This is a genomic window from Duganella sp. GW822-FHT06D06, assembly GCF_058799615.1.
In genome coordinates, this window is record NZ_JBXALQ010000002.1 from 610544 (window position 1) to 628257 (window position 17714).

The following is a 17714-nucleotide window of genomic DNA, read 5'->3' on the forward strand; positions in this document are numbered from 1 at the left end:
CGCCAACCTACAGCGGCTTGATGTTGACGGTCGCGCCTTGCAGGTAGAAGGCGTTGCTGCCTTCGAAGCCGGAATCGGCGCCCAGCATGATCCAGATGCGGCCATCCTTGTCGGCGGTCACCTCGATCGCTTCGTTCGACTTGCGCGTGGTGCTGGCCCACTTACCGCCGGAGCAGCTCAACCCTTCGACGCCCTGCGTACCGAGCACCTTGCCCTGCGGGCCGGAGGCGGCCTGGTTGCCGCGATCCAGGTTCACGCGATAGTTGCCGTTCGGCCGCGGCAGGGTCTTGATGTAATCGTAGCTGGCCGCCGCCACCATCCACACGCTCTCGCCGCGCGAGCCGCCGACGCCCATGCAGCCGGTGGCCGCGTCGGTCGCATAGCGCATCTCGAAGGTGACGAGATACTTCGCGTGCTTCACGAAGCCGTCCAGCTGGCGCCTGGCGTAGGTCAGCACGTCGTCGCTGTTGTTATGCGAAGCCAGGTAGTAGCCCTTGCCGCTCAGGGGCGCCGGCAAGTCCTTCCAGCCCGACGCCACTTCGGTCGGCCGGTCCTTGTCGTAGTAGTCGGCGACGTCGGAGGTCCAGCCGTCGATGCCGTTGTTGAAGTCGATCGTCACCGTCGATGCCGTCGGCGTCCCGTAGTCCGGGAAGAAGACCGGGGTGGGAATGAAGTCGCCACCGCCGCAGCCGGCCAGTGTGACGGCGCCGGCGACAGCCAGCGCGGCGAACAGTTTTGCTTGTGCGTGCATAGTTTCCCCTGGAGTGTGCAATGTCTTGGCAAGACAGCGACTTATTCTAAAGAAAACTTATATTTTTTTATAACTATTTTGTAAGCACCCGTAAGCAAAGCCTATTTCCAGTCGCCACGCAGCGCCAGCACGCGTTCCTGCAAGCCTTCCGGCGTCACGTCCTGCGGCGCCACCGGCACGCCGACCGCCAGCGCCAGCCGCGAACGCAGGCCGGTGCGGAAGGCGCGCTCGAACACATTGGCGCCGCCGCGGCTCAGCAGGTGGCCCCACAAGCCGCGCAGCGCCATCGGGATCACCGGCACCTTGGTGCGCTCGACGATCTTGGACACGCCGCCCTTGAATTCATTGATCTCGCCGGTGCTGGTCAGGCGGCCCTCCGGGAAGATGCACACCAGGTCGCCCTCGTGCAGCGCCTGGGCGATGTCGACATAGGCCTTCTCCATCAGCCACGGGTCTTCCTTGGCCGGCGCGATCGGGATCGCGCGCGCGGTGCGGAAGATCCAGCCCAGCAGCGGCAGCTTGAAGATGCGGTGGTCCATCACGAAGCGGATCGGCCGCGGGCTGGCCGCGCCGATGACGATGGCGTCGACATAGCTGACGTGGTTACACACCAGCACCGCCGCGCCTTCGGCCGGAATCCGTTCGGCGTCGATCAGGCGCACCCGGTGCACGGTGTGGATCAGCATCCAGGCCAGGAAGCGCATCAGGAACTCCGGCACCAGCGAGAAGATGTAGACCGCCACCACCGCGTTGAGCAGCGCCGTCACCAGGAACAGCTGCGGGATGGTGTAGCCCTGCCCCAGCAGCACGATGGCCAGGCCGGCCGCCGCCACCATGAACAGCGCGTTGAGGATGTTCATGCCGGCGATGGTGCGCGACATGTGCTCGGGATCGCAGCGGGTCTGGATCAGCGCGAACAGCGGCACGATGAAGAAGCCGCCGAACATGCCGATCAACAGCACGTCGCACAGGATGCGCCACATGCCGTGTTGCACCATCAAAGCGAAGGCGTCCAGGTGCGGACCGGCGGCCAGCGCGGCGGCGCCGGCGCTGAAGGCCTGGCTGGAGAAATACAGGTCGGCGCCGAACAGCGACAGGCCGATCGAGCCGAACGGCACCAGGCCGATCTCCACCTTGCGGCCGGACAGGCGCTCGCACAGCAGCGAGCCGCTGCCCACGCCCAGCGAGAACACCGTCAGCAGCAGCACGAACACGCTGTGGTCGCCGTGCAGGTAGTCCTTGGCGTACACCGGGAACTGCGCCAGCACCAGCGCGCCGTAGAACCAGAACCACGAGTTGCCCAGCATGGACAGGAACACCACGCGGTTCTTGCGCGAGAAATTGATGTTGCGGAACGATTCGCCGATGAAGTTCCAGCTCACCTTCAGCGCCGGCGCCGGCGCCGGCGCCAGCGGGATGCGGTAGCTGGCGATCAGGCCGAGCAGCGCCACGGCGATGGTGGCGACGGCTTCGAAGGCGATGCCGTTGGGCTTTTGCACCACCAGCACCGCGCCCAGGATTTCGCCCAGCAGAATGCCGACGAAAGTGCCCATCTCGGTCACGCCGTTGCCGCCGATGAGTTCATCGGGCTTGAGCTGCTGCGGCAGGTAGGCGTATTTGACCGGGCCGAACAGGGTCGAGTGGATGCCCATGCCGACCACCGCGGCGACCAGCAGCCACAGGGTGTGCGTCATCCAGCCGAGGCCGGCGATGCACATGATGGCCACTTCCAGCCATTTGACGAAGCGGGTCAGGCCGGACTTTTCGAACTTGTCGGCCAACTGGCCGGCGGTGGCCGAGAACAGCACGTAGGGCAGGATGAACAGGCCGGGGATCAGGTTGGTGATCAGCGATGGCGACAGCGTGGTCCAGCTCATCGCATCGAAGGTCAGCATCACCACCAGCGCGGTCTTGAACAGATTGTCGTTGAACGCGCCGAGGAACTGGGTCCAGAAAAACGGCGCGAAGCGGCGTTGCGTCAACAGGGAAAACTGATTGGGCTGGCTCATGTCTGCGGCATCCGTTCTGATAGGTGTTACGGAAAGGTTGAACGGATTATAACCCCATGCCGCGCCGTCCAAACATGCCAACAAGCAACAAGCTAGCGCCAGATCAATCCAGCCACGCACAGAGGGGAGTGGCGCTGGAGACCGTGCAGGAAAGTCGAGGTCGACAGGATCAGGACGTTGTCAGGAATACGCACCAGGAAATTGCTCTTGCGAACATCCGAGTCTTCAAACAGCAGCAGACCGGCATCGATGCCGTCCGCCAGCTCGCGGGCCAAAATTTCGGCCGCCGCCATCTCGCCGCGATTGCGCGTGCGCAGCGCCGGGTTCAACGCCAGCAAGGCGGAAAACTCGGCATACTCCTCGGTGTCGCCAATTTCCACGACGTCGCGATTGAGATCCAGCCACGCAAGCAGCTCCTGCGCGCCCGGTTTGCCGGCGTTGCGCGTGACCTCGAACCGCACCATGTCCGGAATAACGACACGCACTCCCAACAAGGTCAGCGTGTCGAGCGCATCGGCCACCGCCAGCGTAATGAGCGGCCCGGCGTCCGTCACGATCAAGGTGATGTTCATCCGAACACCCGTCCGAACAAATTGCGCTGCGCCTCGTTGAAATGCGAACGGGTATCGACGCGCGGCAAAGGCAAACCGTGGCGGGTCAGCTCGTGCAATATCTCGCCGAACCAAAGCCCGCTGGACAGCTCCAGTTCGCGGCGACTGATTCGGCCTTCCGAATAGGCCGCCAGCAACTGCTCTAGTTGCGGGCGGGCAGTATCAGCAACGACTGCGCTTTCCATGATGAATCTCGCATTGAAGTCACGGTTTGACTATACACCGATTCAGGCGGCTTGCTTGACCGCGGCCGCGCTGGCGGGCGGCGCGCGCAGCGACCAGACGCTGTATGGATCGCCGTGCCGGCCGCGCTTCAGCACCGCGCGCGCCATCCGCCAGTACAGCGCGGCGAACAGCAGCGCCACCACGGCGACGCCCACCGCCACGCCGTCGCCACGCAGCAGCGAGGCCAGCGGATTGACGCCGCTGCCGTACCAGTGCGCCAGCGGCACCGCCGCCGCCAGGCCGGCGCACAGCATCAGCAACTCGTGCGCGGCGCGCGCCGGCGGCCGCACGAAAGCCCAGGCCACGCACAGCAGGAACACGCCGTAATAGCCGCGCTCTTCCCACAAGGGCAGCTCGCCCGGCGCCAGCTTATTCATCAGGAACACCGTCGACACGCCCGCCACGCAACCCAGGCATACGCCCAGCGTGGCCTGCGCCATCAGCCGTCCGCTGCGCGGCTGCGCCAGCGTGCTGCGCTTGCGGCGCGCTTCGATCCACAACAGGTTGCCGCTGTAGAACAGGAAAGCGCCCGCCATGCCCAGCACGAAGTAGGTCCACTGCACCGCCGCATGGCCGTAGTTGGCGAAGTGCAGCGCCTGCAAGCCGCGCATGAAGCGCGTGCCGGGACTGGCGTGCTCCGGCGTGATCACGCGTTCCACCTTGCCGCTGCTGGCGTTCAGCACCACCGCCGCGTTGCCGGCGACGGTGTGCTGCGCGATCCGGCCGTAAGCCTGCAACTGCGCATTGGCGCCGCCGGCCTGGTGGTAGACCAGGGTCGCGATCTCCATGCCCGGCGCGGCGCGCTGCACCGCCGCCATCAACTGCGTAGCGGGCAGCAGCGGCGCGCTCGCGCCAGCGACGCTCGGCGGCGCGGCGGCCGAGATGTCCGGACCGATCACCTCGATCAGCTTGCCGTCGAAGATCAGGTACTGGAACGGCGCCAGCAGGAGCACGCCCAGCGCCAGCACCGCGCTGCTCCACGCGTACATCAGGTGGAACGGCAGCGACAGGATGCCGATGGCGTTGTGCGCGTCCTGCCACATGCGCTTGATGTTCTTGCCGATGCGCAGCGCGAACAAGTCCTTGACGAACGACGGCGCGTAGATGATCACGCCGCTGGCCAGCGCCAGCCCATACAGCACGCACACCACGCCCAGCACATAAATTCCCCAGCTGCGCGGCAGGCCCGCCGTGTAGTGCAGCCGGTAGATGAAGTCCACCAGCTGCGACGCCTGCTTGACCTCCTCCAGCTTGCCCGCCGCGTCCAGGCGGAAGCTGTGCTCATCCCACTCCAGCGTGGTCTGCGGCTCCTCCACCGACGGCAGGCGCACATAGAAGTCCTCGCGGGCCTGCGGATGCGCCGCCAGCACGGCGTCGATAAGCGGCTGCGTCTGCGACAGCGGCGTCTGCGGAACGGACTGCGAGGCCGGCGTCTCCCAGCCATGCAGCGCGTCGTGGAAAATGGTGATGGCGCCGGCGTAGAAGGCGATGAACAGGCCGAAGCCCGCCACCAGCCCCACCCAGGTATGCACCGACTTATAGGTGCGCAAAGTGGACGCCTTCATGCGGCCACCCTGACCAGGCCACTGGCCTTCAGAAAATGCAGCAGCGCGTAGCCGGCCAGCGTAACGCCGCCCATCCACAACCAGGCGCGCAGGCCGGTGCGGAACATGAAGGCGCCGGTCATCACGCCGACCCACACCAGGAAGAACAACAGCAGCAAGGGCAACGTGCTACGGGCCTGGTCGCCGCTGAGCAGCGCGACCAAGCCCACCATCAAGGCCGCCAGCGGCAGGCCGAGGATGGCGGCGGCGGTCGATTTACCGAGCATGGCGCGCTCCCAGCCAGGCGTCCAGGTAAGGCAGCACCACCAGCGCCGCCATGAAGCCGGACATCGCGATGAACAAACCGCACCAGCCGCCGTATGACGCCATCGCCGAGGCGATGGCGCCGGCGCTGATCGGCGCCGCCAGCCAGTTGAGCAGCCTGGCGTGCTTCGACGCCGCGCGCCACAGCTTCTGGTGCGGCGAGGCCAGGTACAAACACAGCGCCGCCAACGCGGCAATGCCGATGCAGATCCAGTTCATGGCTAGTCTCTCCTCAGATATTGCCTTGGGCGCCGAAGCCGAACTGGCGCGCGTTACCCAGCGTGACGTTGTAGCGCCCCGTCACCGACTCCAGGTGGTTGTTGGTGATGTAGCTGCGGTTGGTCAGGTTGCTGCCATAGGCGAACAGCGTCACGCCGTTGGCCAGCGTGTAGGATGCCTTGCCGCCCAGCGTGGTGTGGCCGTCGTTGCGGTCGACGTTCTCCGGACTGGTGTAGGTGCCGCCGGTGTGCACCAGGTTCGCGTTCAGCATCCACCGGCCCGGTTTCCAGCTGAAGCCGACCGCCTGCGTCTGGCGCGGCGAGCGGGAGAATTCCTTGCCGCTGTAGTCGGCCCGCGGCCCGACGAAATTGACGAAGCGCGAGCGCGCCAGGCCCAATGCGCCGAACAGCTCCAGCTCCCTGGAGACCTTGCCGCGCACTTCCGCCTCCAGCCCTTTCAGGCGCGAGCTGCCGGCGTTGATGAAGTAGGTGTCGAGCGAGTTGCGGCCGACATCGACCTGCTGGTCCGACCAGTCGACGCGGTAGGCGTTCAGCGCCACCATCAAGCCGTTGTCCAGCGCGCCCTTGAGCGAGGCTTCGTAGTTCTTGGTGAACTCGGGGCCGTAGGCATGCGAACCGCGCTGGTAGCTGTAATCGACGCCGCCGGTGCGGTAGCCGCGCTGCGCCGTCAGGCCCGCCACCCACTCCGGCGCCAGCGCGTAGCGCAGGCCCAGCTTCGGCAGCCACACCGAATTGTCGGTGTTCAGATTCTGCACGCCGTCCTGGCTGAACATGCCGGCGCCGATCAACTGGCCGATGATCATGCCCGCCAGAGGCGACGTGCCGGCGGTATGGCCGGTCAGCACGCGGGCCTGGCGCTCACTGTCGAACCGCACGCCGGCCGTCAGCGTCAGTTTGTCGATCGCGTAGTCCATTTCGGTATAGACGGCGCGGGTCTTGGTGCTGCGCCCTTCCAGGTTGCCGCGGTTGATGAACTCGGCGCCGTAGGCCGTGTCGCAGGCCGCCTGCGAGGGACACTGGCCGGTCAGTCCCAGCACATACGACACCGGCACGGTGAACAGGTCGTCGGCGCCGTAATGCTGGCTCGAATAATAGACGCCGGCCACGCCCTTCAGCGGATGGCCCAGCAGCGTGGCGTCGAAGTTGGCGCGCGCCTCCTGGCTCCACTGGCGGTCGATGTTCTCGCCGACGCGGAAGCCCTGCTTCAATTCCGTCTTGTCGTAGTCCTGCACGCGCTCGTAGCGGTTGTGCGCATAGGTCGACAGCAGCGTGACATTGGCGCCGCCGACGCCGAAGGTTTGTTCCAACGCGGCCGAGCGGGTGTGGTTGCGGTTCTTATTCAGCTCGTTGGACAGGCTCTGGCGCGCCGTCGCCGGCCGCGCCACCGCCTCCACCGCGCTGGAACCCGTCACCTGCACGTCGTCCACCAGCGTCACCAGCGCCTGATAACGCTCGCCCCACGGCGTCACGCGCAGCTTGGCGCGCAGCGCGTGGCCGTCGTCGCGGTTATCGCGCTTGCCGTCGCGGGTCGGATTGAAAACGTCGCCGTCGCGGCGGCGCTGCTCCAGCGTGACGCGGCCGGCCAGCACCTGCTCGACGATGGCGCCGCCGCCGGCCAGCGCCACGCGGGTGGCGTTCTGGTTACCGGCGCTGACGCGGTAGCTGAAATCGCGCGCGTCCTGCGGATCGCGGGTCTTCATCACCACCGCGCCGGCCAACGAATTGCGGCCCTGGTTGGTCGACTGCGGACCACGCAACACTTCCACCCGGTCGGCGTCCCACACGCTCAGGTTCTCGATCGACTGGCCGAATCCGTCCTGCGACACGCCGTCCACCACCATCGTGATGGTGCGGCCGCCACCACCGGTGGTCGGGCCGGTGGAGTTAATGCCGCGTATCGACAGCCCCGACGCGGTGCCGACGTTGGCCATCTGCGCGGCGACGTCTTCCAGGGTGTTGATGCCGGATTCGGCGATCTGCCGGCGGTTGCGCGAACCCACGCTGGCGCTGCTATCGAGCTCCGTGCGTTGCAGCTTGTCGCCGGTAATTACCACCTGCTCGAGCACCGGCTCGTCCGCCGCCGCCTGCCACGCCGCCGTTGCTCCGGCCAATGCCAACACCACCACTTTGATACGCATTGCTCTTCCCCTGTCGCTTATGCAAATGAGACTTATTCTCAAAGGCAACATAGTAAATGAGAATCGTTTACATTAAAAGGGAAATTTTTATATAAATGGCATGAAAATGGCGATGCGCGTGCCGGCGCCGATGGCGGTGCTGATGTCGATGCGGCCGTCGAAGGCGGCCACCCGCTCGCGCATGCCGACGATGCCGATGCCGGGCGAGGCCAGCGCCGCGTCGTAGCCGCTGCCGTTGTCGGCGATCTCCATGCGCAGCCCTGTCCCGTCCAGCGACAGCGCCACCGTCACCTGCGTGGCGCGCGCATGCTTGGCGATATTGGACAAGGCTTCCTGCATGATGCGGTAGGCCGAGATACCGATGCCGCCTTCCAGCCGCGCGAACTGGCCGTCCGCGCGGAAGCTGTAGCGGCAGCCGGCGTGCGCGCGGTCATAGTGGCGCACCATCTCCTCCACCGCGCCGTCCAGGCCCAGCATGTCCAGCACTTCGGGCCGCAGGCGCCGCACCAGCGTGCGGCCGCTGTTGTAGAGACCCAGCGCCAGCGTGATGATGGACTGCGCGCGCTCGCGCACCTCGCCCGGCCCGCTGACATCGACGATGCGCTGCGCCTCCAGCCGCGCGGCGATCAGCGTGGCGTTGAGTTCATCGTGGATCTCCAGCGCGATGCTCTTGCGCTCATCCTCGACGGCGGTGTCGACCTTGCGGATCAGGCGGCGTTTTTCGGCGTCGGCCGCGCGCAGCGCCTGCATCGAGGCCTGCAACGATGCGTTCAAGCCGCTCGCCAACTGCCACGCCAGCAGCGCGCAGGCCATCAGCCCAAGGCTGGCCACCAGCAGCTCGACATAGAAGCGGCGCGTCTGCTTCACCAGCAGCGCCGACGGCGACATCGTCACCCGCACATAGCCCATCGTCTCGACCGCGACGCTGCTGGCGCCGGCCGGCTTGTCCTTCAGGTAGGGCTTGCCGTCGGCGGCCAGCATGGTCACGAACATCAGCCGCTTGAGCACCGGCGCCTCGTAGTAGCGGGCGTCCGGCTGGCCCGGCGCCGGCGCCGAGGCCTGCACCAGCGCATGCCGCTGCGCGTCCAGCACTTCGATGCGGTAGATGCTGGCGTCCGAGCGCAGCAGGCCGTTGATGGTCAGCCGCAGGTCATCGTAGCGGCGCGACAGCAGGCTGAATTCGCTGCTCTCGGCCAGCACCTTGGCCACCAGCGGGCCGCGTTCGGCCATCTCCTCGCGCACTTCGGACAAGCGCGAATGGTAGGCGTACCAGACGAAGGTGCTGAACATATAGGCCAGCGGCAGCACGGTGACGCACAGCAGCCGCGCGCGCACGCTCCAGTGGCGCCAGAAATCGAACCGCATCGCGAAGCGCATCTGCCTACGGCTCGATCAGGCCGTACTTGACCGCCAGCCGCGTGATGTAGGCCGGCCGGTGCACGCCCAGCTTTTCCTTCACCGCCTGGCTGATGTTGCTGATGGTCTTGGTGGAGACGTCGAGCTTCTCGGCGATCTCCGCGTTGGTCAAGCCTTCGGCCATCAGCGTGAAGATCTCCAGCGCGCGCTCGTCCAGCTGCGACTGCGGCGAGGCGTCGCCGCGCACCGACAGGTTGGCCAGCCGCTCGGCGATCTGCGGCAGGAAGTACAGCTCGCCGTCATGCGCGCGCCGCACGGCCGCCGCCAGGTCGGCCGGATCGCAGTCCTTGGTCATGAAGGCGCGGCCGCCGAGACGGTAGGTTTCCTTGATCAGGCTGTCCTGGTCGAACTGGCTGAGGAAGACGATGGCGGCGTCCGGCGCCTGCGCCAGGATCTGCTTGGCCACATCCAGGCCGGTCAGCTGCTCGCCGAAGCGGATATCCAGCACCGCCACATCCGGCTTGAGCTGCCGGTACTGCTCCAGCGCCTCTTCCGGCGTGCGCGCCTGCCCCACCACGTGCAGCCCCTGCCCTTCGAGCGACATCGCGAAGCCCGTCATTACGATCGGATGATCGTCCGCCAGCATGACCCGTATCTTCTTCACTACTATCTCCTGGAATATTTGCTACCCGATGGTGGAAGCATACCACACCATACCGACGCAAAATATTCTATGAATACCCTTCTATTTTGCTATTGCATGGAATAGTATACTTCCAACACATAGCAATCCCCACCACCACCAAGGAGCAACCATGCATCAGAAAAAGAATCTCACCGGTCTCACCGTCGTGGCCGTATTGCATGTCGCGTTGCTGGCGGCCTTGCTGCACGGCTCCAAGCTGACGGTGTTCAAGGTCAAGGAATCGGTGATCGACCTGACGCCGACCGCGCCGCTGCCGCCGCCACCGAAAGTGCTGCCGCCCGACGTGCCGCTGCCCAAGCTGGCCCCGCCGGATATCTTCGTGCCGCAGCTGGAAACGCCGGTGCTGCCGTCCAACCCGCCGCCGGTGACGGCGCGGCCGCTGACGGAGCAGCCGCCGGCCCAGCCGGCCCAGCCGGGGATCGCCGAGCCGGGCGCGAAGACGGTGGTGAGAGCGGCGCCGCTGCTGGTGGCGGCGGTGGTGGACGCCAAGGCCTGCGCCAAGCCGGACTATCCCAAGTCCGCGCTGCGCAACGGCGATACCGGCATCGTCACGCTGGCACTGCTGATCGGCAGCGACGGCAGGGTGGCCGATTCGAAGGTGGAGAAATCCAGCGGCTTCCGGGAACTGGACCGCGCGGCCCAGACCGGCCTGGGCCTGTGCAAATTCAAGCCCGGCACGGTGGACGGCGTGCCGCAGCCATCCTGGACCAAAATGCAGTATGTGTGGAGCCTGGATGAGTAAGCCAGTTTAAGACGACTTGCCCGATTTAGTACCAAACAGTACAATGTTGCTCCCGCGAAATGGGACACCCGGCCGAGGCCAGGTGTCCCATTTCGTGTTTTTAGCCACTTCAGGAACAAAAACAATGAAACAAATCACCGTATTTGCAATGATCGCCGCCCTGGCAGCTCCACTGGCAGTCCAGGCTGAAGACTTCTACATGGGCGCCAACCTCGGCCGTGCCGAACAAAAAGCCGATCTGCAAGCGCTGAGTATCAAATCCAGCACCACCGCCTACAAATTCGTCGGCGGCTACAACATCAACAAGACCTTCGGCGCCGAACTCGGCTACGCAAACCTGCGTGAAGTCGCCGTGTCCGGCAACGGCGCAACCGCCAAGTCCGAGCCTACCGTCGTCTACCTGGCAGCCACCGCCACCCAGCAGCTGAGCCAGCAGTTCTTCATGTACGGCAAAGTGGGCGTCGCCGCCAGCAAGGAAAAAATCACCGCCATCCTGGGTGACGCCACCGAGCTGACCACCCAGAACCGCAAAAACCTGTACCTGAGCGTTGGCGCTTCGTATGCGCTGAACAAGCAGGTCAGCCTGGTCGCTGAGTACGAAAACTTCGGCAAGGTCGCCAAAGAAGGCAAGTACAACGTCAAGGCCGACATGTTCTCGGCTGGCGTGCGCTACAACTTCTAAGCCGACGTCAGAACACCCAGAGTTTATCGGCCGGCAGCTGCAGCCAGTACTTGCCCGCTTCCAGCTTGTACTTGGAATAGGCGCGCAAGCTCATCTCCGGTCCGCTCTCGCTCTTGAACAGGCACTCGAAGCGGTCGCCCAGGTACATGCAGGTCAGCAGCGGCAGCTCGATCGCATTCGCCACCGGGGTCGCGCTGACCTTCACCTCCTCGACCCGGATGATGGTCGATGGCTCGCCGCCGCCGGCGCCGCGCGCGGTGCCTTGCAACGGCGTGCCGCCGACATCGAGCATCACGCGGGCGCCGTCGCGCTGCACCACCTTGGCCGGCAGGCGGTTGTTACTGCCCATGAATTCGGCGGTGAACAGGGTGTCCGGCGTTTCGTACATGCTTTGCGGCGAGCCTTGCTGCTCGATCTTGCCGTTGTTGAGCAACAGGATGCGGTCCGAGATCGCCATCGCCTCGGCCTGGTCGTGGGTGACCATCAGCGCCGACAGGCCGAGTCGCACGATCAGCTCGCGCAGGAAGGCGCGCGCTTCTTCGCGCAGCTTGGCGTCCAGGTTGGACAGCGGTTCGTCCAGCAGGATCACCGGCGGGTTGTACACCAGCGCGCGCGCGATCGCCACGCGCTGCTGCTGGCCGCCCGACAGCTGGTGCGGAAAGCGCTCGGCCAGATGGCCCAGGCCCAGGTTCTTCAACACGTCGCTGACCTTGTCCTTGATCTCGCTGCTGCCCATCTTGCGCAGTTTGAGGCCGTAGGCGACGTTGTCGAACACCGTCTTGTGCGGCCACAGCGCGTAGGACTGGAACACCAGGCCCAGGTTGCGGTGCTCGGCCGCCATTTCAAAGTTCTTCGCGCCATCGAACACATTGCGCTCGCCGATGGCGATGGTGCCCTGCTTCGGGCTTTCCAGTCCCGCCACCGCGCGCAGCAGCGTGGTCTTGCCGCTGCCCGAAGGGCCCAGCAGCGCCACCACTTCGCCTTTTTGCAGGTGCATGGACACGCCCTTCAGAATCGGGTTGGTGTGGGCGCCGGTGCCGTAGTCCAGGTGCAGGTCGTTGACGGTCAATTCGTTCATGATGAGGTCTCGTTTCATTTTATTTTGACTTAATTATGCAGCTTCACGCCAAAGCGCAGGGCCACGCCCAGGCCGATGGCCACCAGCGTGATGTTAATGAACGACAGCGCCGCCACCAGGTCGGTGGAGCCGCCGGCCCACAGCGACACCAGCATCGCGCCGATCACCTCGGTGCCTGGCGACAGCAGGTAGACGCCGGTGGAGTACTCGCGCTCGAAGATCAGGAACACCATCAGCCACGCGCCCAGCAGGCCGTATTTGACCAGCGGGATGGTGACGTCGCGCGTCACCTGGCCGCGCGATGCGCCGACCGCGCGCGCCGCCTCTTCCAGCTCCGGGCCCACTTGCAGCAGCGCGGTGGAAATCAGGCGCATGCCGTAGGCCAGCCACACCACCGAATACGCCAGCCACAGGGCGAAGATGGTCGAGCGCACCGATCGCAGCAGCGGTATCGCGTGCTCGCTCAGCCACAACGCCACGCCGTTGTCCATGCCCTTCAACATCCCATCGAGCCAGCTAGGCACGAACAGGAACACCCACAGGAAGGACAGGCCGGCCAGCAGGCCGGGCACGGCGCGCGGCACCAGCACGCTGTAGTCGAGGAAGCGGGTGATGCCGTCCGGCTTGCGGTGCATGGCCAGCGCGATGGCGCAGTAGCAGATCACCGCCAGCGCGCCGCCGACCACGCCGATCAGGATGGTGTTGAGGATGCCGCGCATCAGCGCCGGCTGCTCCATGATCTCGCGGAAGTGCTGCAAGGTCAGCACGTCGCGCAGGTTGACGCCCTCGCCCCAGTACTGCACGAACGAGCGCAGCACGATGCCCGACATCGGCATGATGATGGTGAACATCAGCCAGGCGAAGATCAGCGCGAAGGCCAGCCATTTCCAGCGGCCGAGCGGCATCGACTTCGAACGCGCGCCCTTGCCCTTGATCGAGACGAACTTGTTGGCCGACTTGAGCAGCCAGCGCTGTATCATCACCAGCGGCATCGTCACCATCACCAGGCAGACGGCGACGGCGGCCATCAGGTGGTAGGACGGCGTGCCCAGTTTGTTGGTCAGCTTGTACAGATAGGTCGCCAGCACCAGGTGGCCTTCGGGATCGCCCAGCACCAGCACCAGGCCGAACACCTCGAAGCCGAGGAAGAACACCAGCACGGCGGCATAGGCCAGCGCCGGCGTGATCATCGGCAGCGAGACGTTGAGCATCACCTGCAGCGGCGAGGCGCCGGCCACGCGGGCCGCCTCCTCCACATCGGAGCCCAGGCTTTTCAGCGCGGACGAGGCGTACAGGTAGACGTGCGGCACGTGGGTCAGGCCGGCGATCACCACGATGCTGGTGAAGGAGTAGATATTCCACGGGATGAAGCCGAGCAGGTCCTTGGCCCACAGCGAGTAGAAGCCCACCGGCCCCATCGACACCACGTAGCCGAAGCCCATCACCATCGGCGATACGAAGATCGGCACCAGCAGCATCGGCGCGATGAAGCCGCGGCCTGGAAGATCGGTGCGTATCATCAGGAAGGCCAGCATGCCGCCCAGCGGCACGGCGATGGCGGTCAGGCCGGCGGCCAGCAGGAAGGCGTTCTTGAACGCCATCGAGAAATCGGGATCGTCGAAGATGAAGCGGTAGGCGTCCAGGCCCAGCTCCTTGACGGGCATGAAGAACGGCGCGTTCAGAAAGCTCTGGTAGAAGATCAGCAGCAGCGGCAGGAAGATGGCGATGGCCGCCAGCGTCACCACGACGCCGCGCGTCCAGTTGATGCTGCGCCGGCCGGAGCCCGGGAGAGTGAGAGTTTGCATAGTGATTCCGATGAGGCGGATGGGATGTTGCGGCCCGCGCGCGGCGCAGCGAATGCGCGCGGCGCGCGGGCTGGCCTGTCAGCGTTTACTTCTTGCCTGCGGTTTCTTTCCACTGCTTGAGGAAAGCCATGCGCTTGGCCGGCCCCAGGAATTGCAGCACGATAGGATGGACCGGCACCGGCTTGACGTTGTCCTTGCCGATGATCTTGATCAGGTCCGCCGAGGTGGTCTCGCCGGTGACGTCGGCGCGGATCGCGAACAGTTTGGAGTCGTTGGCGATGATGGTCTGGCCGCGGTGCGACAGCATGTAGTCCAGCCACAGCTTGGCGGCGTTGACGTTCTTGGCGGCCTTGTTGATGAACAGTACGCGCGACAGTATCAGCGTGTAATCCTTGGGCAGCACCACGCCGATCGACGGATCGGTCTTGGCCCGCACCAGCGCGTAGGAACCCAGCACGTTGTAGCCGATCAGGTTCTCGCCCGACGAGATACGCTCCATCATGGTGCCGGTCGACGACTGCACCCGCACCTTGGCTTCGCCGAAGGCGTTTTCCAGCTCCAGGAACTTCGGATTCTCGCGCGCGTCCTGGGTCATGAACATGAAGCCGACGCCGGATTTTTCGATGTCGTAGGTGGTGACCTTGTCCTTGAACTTGGGCTGCACGATCAGCTTGGCGAAATCGGCGTGCGTCTGCGGCACTTCCTTGGCGTCCACCAGGCGCTTGTTGTAGACGATGGCGGCCGGCTCGAAGGTGGTGCCGTAGGCCTGGTCGTCCCAGACCGCCCAGGCGGGGATCTTGGCCGTTTCGACCGATTTGTATTTGAGCGCGTAGCCATCGGAGGCCAGGCGCATTTGCAGGTCCATCGCGGACGACCACATGGCGTCGGCGGTGTTGCCGCCGGCCGCCACTTCGGAGATGAAGCGGTTGTACACCTCGGTCGAATTCATGTCGTTGTACTCGACCGTGATGCCGGGGAACTGCGCGTTGAAATCCTTGATCAGCGGCTGGGTGGCCTTGCTGTCGGTGGCGCCGTAGATCACCAACTTGCCCTCTTTCTTGGCGGCGTCGATGATCTTCTGGTAGTCGGCGGGATAGCCGGCCGGCACCTGTGCGAAGGCCGAGGTGGCGAACAGGGTGGCGCAGGCCGCGGCCAAAGTAATTTTCAACATCATGATTGTCTCCGTCGTTTTATGTGTGGTGGTAATCAGCGCACCAGACCGAGTTCGGCGGCGCGCCTGCCGTAATCGTCTACGGCCTTTTTTACGTATGCTGCCAGCGCGTCGCCGGTCAACCCAAACGGGAACAGACCCGACGCCGCGCGCATTTGCGCGAACTGCGGACTGGCCAGCACGCGGTCGAAGTTGGCGACCCATTGCCGGTAATCCGCATCCGACACCTGTGGCCCCATCCAGACGCCCCGGATGATCGGCCACACCACGTCGATGCCCTGCTCGCGCGCCGTCGGCACATTCGCCAACACGCCCGGCAGGCGGTGCTCGGCCAGGATCGCCAGCACCCTGGTATTGCCGCCGGCCGCATACAGCGTCGCCTCGCTGGCGTCGCCGGATACCGCCTGCACCAGGTTGGCGTGCATCGCGGCGAAGGCTTCGCCGCCGCCCTCCAGCGCCACGAAACGCAGCACCTTCGGATCGATGCCGGCGGTCTTGACCACCATCGCCATCTTCAGCCAGTCCTGGCTGCCGATGGTGCCGGAGACGCCGATCAGCACCTTCCCGGGATGATCTTTCAGCGCCGCCACCAGCTGGCCCAGGGTCTTGTAGGGCGAATCGGCGCGCACCGCGATCATGCCGTAGTCGGCGCCCAGCGCCGCCACCCAGCGTACATCGGAAGACTTGGCCTTGCCGAACTTGCCCTGCGCCAGATTGAGCAGCGAGCCGCCCGAAAAAGCTACCAGCGTGTTCGGCTCCGAGCGCCGCTGCGACACCAGCGAATGCCAGGCCACCGCGCCGATCCCGCCCGGCAGATAGCTGATGTGCATATCCGACGGCGGCGGCTTCGGCGTGCCGCCCAAGCCCTGCAAACCCTTTTGCGCCAGCTTGCAAGTGAGGTCCATCGCACCGCCCGGCTTGGACGGCACGATGCACTCCAGGCTTGCAGCTTGCGCCGCCGCGCACAGTGCGAGCGCGGCAATCAAAGCCAGCAAAACTTTAGTCATCTTGGTAGGTATCTTAGAACGGCGAAGCTTTCAAAGCGCTTTCAGAGCGCGGCATTTTTCACAAAATACCGCGCTCCATTCATCGGCTTAGAAGCGGTGTTGCATGCCGACGACCAGGCCGTGCTGGCTGGTGCCGAAGCCGGCGTCGTCGCGCGACAGGCCGGTCAGCTGGCCGTTCTTGGACTTGACGTAGGCAGCCGACACATGCACGTCGGTGCGCTTGGACAGGGCGTAACGGTAGCGCGCCACGTACATGGTTGGATCGGCGTCCTTGCCGGCGGCGACGTTCTTGACGTTGACGTGATAGATCGCGCCGGTCAGCGTGGTGACGGCGTTGGCCTTGTAGGCGACGCCGGCCCAGGTGGTGGTGGCGTCGACGTCGGCGGTGAGCGCCTTGCCGGCGACCAGCTTGTAGTCGCGGATCACGCCCCACAGCTTGACCGGGCCGGTTTCGTAGTTCACGCCCAGGTGCCAGACGGTGGCCTTGTCGCGGGCGCCGGTGGCTGGAACAGTGTTGCCGTTGTTGCGCTCCCAGGTGGCCATCACGTTCGCCGCGCCAAGCTTGTAGGCGCCGGTGAAGCCGACCTTGGCGCTGTCCTTTGCACCGGTGGCCTGCTCGCCGGCGGCGTAGTTGGCGCCGAACTTGAAGTTGCCGGTGGTGCCGGAGTACTTGATGATGTTGTCGTAGGCGGTGGTGAAGCCGTATTTGCTAGGACCGGTGGCCGGGCCCGAGGTCGCCCACGAGTAGTAAGGGGCGAAGCCCATCGGATCGTAGGCGATCACGGTGTCATACACGCTGCTGAACGAGCGGCCGACCACCACGCGGCCGAAAGCGCCTTCCAGGCCGACATAAGCCTGGCGCTTGAACAGAACACCATCCTGTGCGCCGGTGTCCATCAGGATGCCGCCTTCGAGATTGAAGACCGCTTTCAGTCCGCCGCCCAGGTCTTCGGTGCCACGCAGGCCCCAACGCGAAGTGTTCATGCCGCCCGAGATAACGCTGGTCTGGCTGCCGCCGGTGGCCGACTTGTTGTTGGCGCTTTCGACGCCAACGTCCAGCAAACCGTAGACCTGCACGTTCGATTGGGCGTGAGCGGCGCCGCCAGCGGCTGCCGCGAGTGCCATGATAGCGAGGGTCAACGAGGATTTTTTCATGTAGGTCTCCAGAGGATATAGTTATTTGTGGCGCCTGATTTTTGCAATCAGGCTGTCACTATAGGAGTCGCTTCCTTTCAATTGCCTTTCATTGCTACTTCAGCACAGATACCTGTCGTCCATGCACCACAAATCAGGTAAGGGCTTCCCTTTTGAGGCGGCTGAGACCAT

Annotated in this window: 17 protein-coding genes; 2 read left to right on the plus strand and 15 right to left on the minus strand. The window is 64.9% G+C overall.

Going from position 1 to position 17714, the window contains the following annotated elements; all coding sequences use genetic code 11:
• Positions 1 to 7: 7 nt before the first annotated feature.
• From AC1RMD_RS05920 to AC1RMD_RS05965, 10 genes are all read right to left on the minus strand, one after another.
• Entirely contained in the window at positions 8 to 751 is a 744-nt protein-coding gene (locus tag AC1RMD_RS05920) for a hypothetical protein (RefSeq protein WP_492924569.1), read from the minus strand.
• 101 nt (positions 752 to 852) lie between these two features.
• Entirely contained in the window at positions 853 to 2760 is a 1908-nt protein-coding gene (locus tag AC1RMD_RS05925) for an MFS transporter (RefSeq protein ID WP_492924571.1), read from the minus strand.
• A 92-nt stretch (positions 2761 to 2852) separates the two neighbouring features.
• Positions 2853 to 3332 (minus strand): PIN domain-containing protein, encoded by a 480-nt coding sequence (locus tag AC1RMD_RS05930; RefSeq protein WP_492924573.1) that lies wholly within the window; start codon positions 3330 to 3332, stop codon positions 2853 to 2855.
• The gene (locus AC1RMD_RS05935) at positions 3329 to 3556 is read right to left on the minus strand and encodes a hypothetical protein (protein WP_492924575.1); all 228 of its coding nucleotides are present in this window, start codon (positions 3554 to 3556) and stop codon (positions 3329 to 3331) included. Before AC1RMD_RS05935 ends, AC1RMD_RS05930 begins: the two co-directional genes overlap by 4 nt.
• Positions 3557 to 3598: 42 nt before the next feature.
• On the minus strand, positions 3599 to 5161 hold the full coding sequence (locus AC1RMD_RS05940) for a PepSY-associated TM helix domain-containing protein (RefSeq protein WP_492924577.1): 1563 nt from the start codon (positions 5159 to 5161) through the stop codon (positions 3599 to 3601).
• The gene (locus AC1RMD_RS05945; RefSeq protein ID WP_492924579.1) at positions 5158 to 5427 is read right to left on the minus strand and encodes a hypothetical protein; all 270 of its coding nucleotides are present in this window, start codon (positions 5425 to 5427) and stop codon (positions 5158 to 5160) included. Before AC1RMD_RS05945 ends, AC1RMD_RS05940 begins: the two co-directional genes overlap by 4 nt.
• Entirely contained in the window at positions 5417 to 5683 is a 267-nt protein-coding gene (locus AC1RMD_RS05950) for a hypothetical protein (RefSeq protein ID WP_492924581.1), read from the minus strand. The genes AC1RMD_RS05945 and AC1RMD_RS05950 overlap by 11 nt, the downstream gene beginning before the upstream one ends.
• Positions 5684 to 5696: 13 nt before the next feature.
• The gene (locus tag AC1RMD_RS05955) at positions 5697 to 7841 is read right to left on the minus strand and encodes a TonB-dependent receptor (RefSeq protein WP_492924583.1); all 2145 of its coding nucleotides are present in this window, start codon (positions 7839 to 7841) and stop codon (positions 5697 to 5699) included.
• An 87-nt stretch (positions 7842 to 7928) separates the two neighbouring features.
• Positions 7929 to 9218 carry a sensor histidine kinase gene (locus tag AC1RMD_RS05960; RefSeq protein WP_492924585.1) on the minus strand — a complete coding sequence of 430 codons (1290 nt, stop codon included), beginning with the start codon at positions 9216 to 9218 and terminating at the stop codon, positions 7929 to 7931.
• Between the two features lie 4 nt (positions 9219 to 9222).
• The gene (locus tag AC1RMD_RS05965) at positions 9223 to 9861 is read right to left on the minus strand and encodes a response regulator (RefSeq protein WP_492924587.1); all 639 of its coding nucleotides are present in this window, start codon (positions 9859 to 9861) and stop codon (positions 9223 to 9225) included.
• Positions 9862 to 10012: 151 nt separating this feature from the next.
• Between AC1RMD_RS05965 and AC1RMD_RS05970 the strand changes: the two genes are divergently transcribed.
• On the plus strand, positions 10013 to 10645 hold the full coding sequence (locus tag AC1RMD_RS05970) for an energy transducer TonB (protein ID WP_492924589.1): 633 nt from the start codon (positions 10013 to 10015) through the stop codon (positions 10643 to 10645).
• A gap of 124 nt (positions 10646 to 10769) precedes the next feature.
• Positions 10770 to 11327 (plus strand): outer membrane beta-barrel protein, encoded by a 558-nt coding sequence (locus AC1RMD_RS05975; RefSeq protein ID WP_492924591.1) that lies wholly within the window; start codon positions 10770 to 10772, stop codon positions 11325 to 11327.
• Positions 11328 to 11334: 7 nt separating this feature from the next.
• Here the strand turns inward: AC1RMD_RS05975 and AC1RMD_RS05980 are convergent, their stop codons facing one another.
• From AC1RMD_RS05980 to AC1RMD_RS06000, 5 genes are all read right to left on the minus strand, one after another.
• Positions 11335 to 12405, minus strand: a complete 1071-nt coding sequence (locus AC1RMD_RS05980; protein ID WP_492924593.1) for an ABC transporter ATP-binding protein — start codon at positions 12403 to 12405, stop codon at positions 11335 to 11337.
• Between the two features lie 29 nt (positions 12406 to 12434).
• Positions 12435 to 14210 (minus strand): ABC transporter permease, encoded by a 1776-nt coding sequence (locus AC1RMD_RS05985; protein WP_492924595.1) that lies wholly within the window; start codon positions 14208 to 14210, stop codon positions 12435 to 12437.
• Positions 14211 to 14295: 85 nt separating this feature from the next.
• Positions 14296 to 15384 carry an ABC transporter substrate-binding protein gene (locus AC1RMD_RS05990; RefSeq protein ID WP_492924597.1) on the minus strand — a complete coding sequence of 363 codons (1089 nt, stop codon included), beginning with the start codon at positions 15382 to 15384 and terminating at the stop codon, positions 14296 to 14298.
• A gap of 32 nt (positions 15385 to 15416) precedes the next feature.
• On the minus strand, positions 15417 to 16388 hold the full coding sequence (locus AC1RMD_RS05995; RefSeq protein WP_492924599.1) for a tripartite tricarboxylate transporter substrate binding protein: 972 nt from the start codon (positions 16386 to 16388) through the stop codon (positions 15417 to 15419).
• Between the two features lie 87 nt (positions 16389 to 16475).
• Complete coding sequence (locus AC1RMD_RS06000; protein ID WP_492924601.1) at positions 16476 to 17543, minus strand: porin; 1068 nt, start codon at positions 17541 to 17543, stop codon at positions 16476 to 16478.
• Positions 17544 to 17714: the final 171 nt, after the last annotated feature.

Bases quoted from the DNA above. Each gene is read 5' to 3' on its own strand.
- AC1RMD_RS06000 (WP_492924601.1), bottom strand. From the start codon at position 17,543: ATGAAAAAATCCTCGTTGACCCTCGCTATCATGGCACTCGCGGCAGCC.
- AC1RMD_RS05925 (WP_492924571.1), bottom strand. From the start codon at position 2,760: ATGAGCCAGCCCAATCAGTTTTCCCTGTTGACGCAACGCCGCTTCGCG.
- AC1RMD_RS05935 (WP_492924575.1), bottom strand. From the start codon at position 3,556: ATGGAAAGCGCAGTCGTTGCTGATACTGCCCGCCCGCAACTAGAGCAG.
- AC1RMD_RS05945 (WP_492924579.1), bottom strand. From the start codon at position 5,427: ATGCTCGGTAAATCGACCGCCGCCGCCATCCTCGGCCTGCCGCTGGCG.
- AC1RMD_RS05970 (WP_492924589.1), top strand. From the start codon at position 10,013: ATGCATCAGAAAAAGAATCTCACCGGTCTCACCGTCGTGGCCGTATTG.
- AC1RMD_RS05920 (WP_492924569.1), bottom strand. From the start codon at position 751: ATGCACGCACAAGCAAAACTGTTCGCCGCGCTGGCTGTCGCCGGCGCC.
- AC1RMD_RS05955 (WP_492924583.1), bottom strand. From the start codon at position 7,841: ATGCGTATCAAAGTGGTGGTGTTGGCATTGGCCGGAGCAACGGCGGCG.
- AC1RMD_RS05975 (WP_492924591.1), top strand. From the start codon at position 10,770: ATGAAACAAATCACCGTATTTGCAATGATCGCCGCCCTGGCAGCTCCA.
- AC1RMD_RS05960 (WP_492924585.1), bottom strand. From the start codon at position 9,218: ATGCGCTTCGCGATGCGGTTCGATTTCTGGCGCCACTGGAGCGTGCGC.
- AC1RMD_RS05990 (WP_492924597.1), bottom strand. From the start codon at position 15,384: ATGATGTTGAAAATTACTTTGGCCGCGGCCTGCGCCACCCTGTTCGCC.
- AC1RMD_RS05950 (WP_492924581.1), bottom strand. From the start codon at position 5,683: ATGAACTGGATCTGCATCGGCATTGCCGCGTTGGCGGCGCTGTGTTTG.
- AC1RMD_RS05985 (WP_492924595.1), bottom strand. From the start codon at position 14,210: ATGCAAACTCTCACTCTCCCGGGCTCCGGCCGGCGCAGCATCAACTGG.
- AC1RMD_RS05995 (WP_492924599.1), bottom strand. From the start codon at position 16,388: ATGACTAAAGTTTTGCTGGCTTTGATTGCCGCGCTCGCACTGTGCGCG.
- AC1RMD_RS05930 (WP_492924573.1), bottom strand. From the start codon at position 3,332: ATGAACATCACCTTGATCGTGACGGACGCCGGGCCGCTCATTACGCTG.
- AC1RMD_RS05940 (WP_492924577.1), bottom strand. From the start codon at position 5,161: ATGAAGGCGTCCACTTTGCGCACCTATAAGTCGGTGCATACCTGGGTG.
- AC1RMD_RS05980 (WP_492924593.1), bottom strand. From the start codon at position 12,405: ATGAACGAATTGACCGTCAACGACCTGCACCTGGACTACGGCACCGGC.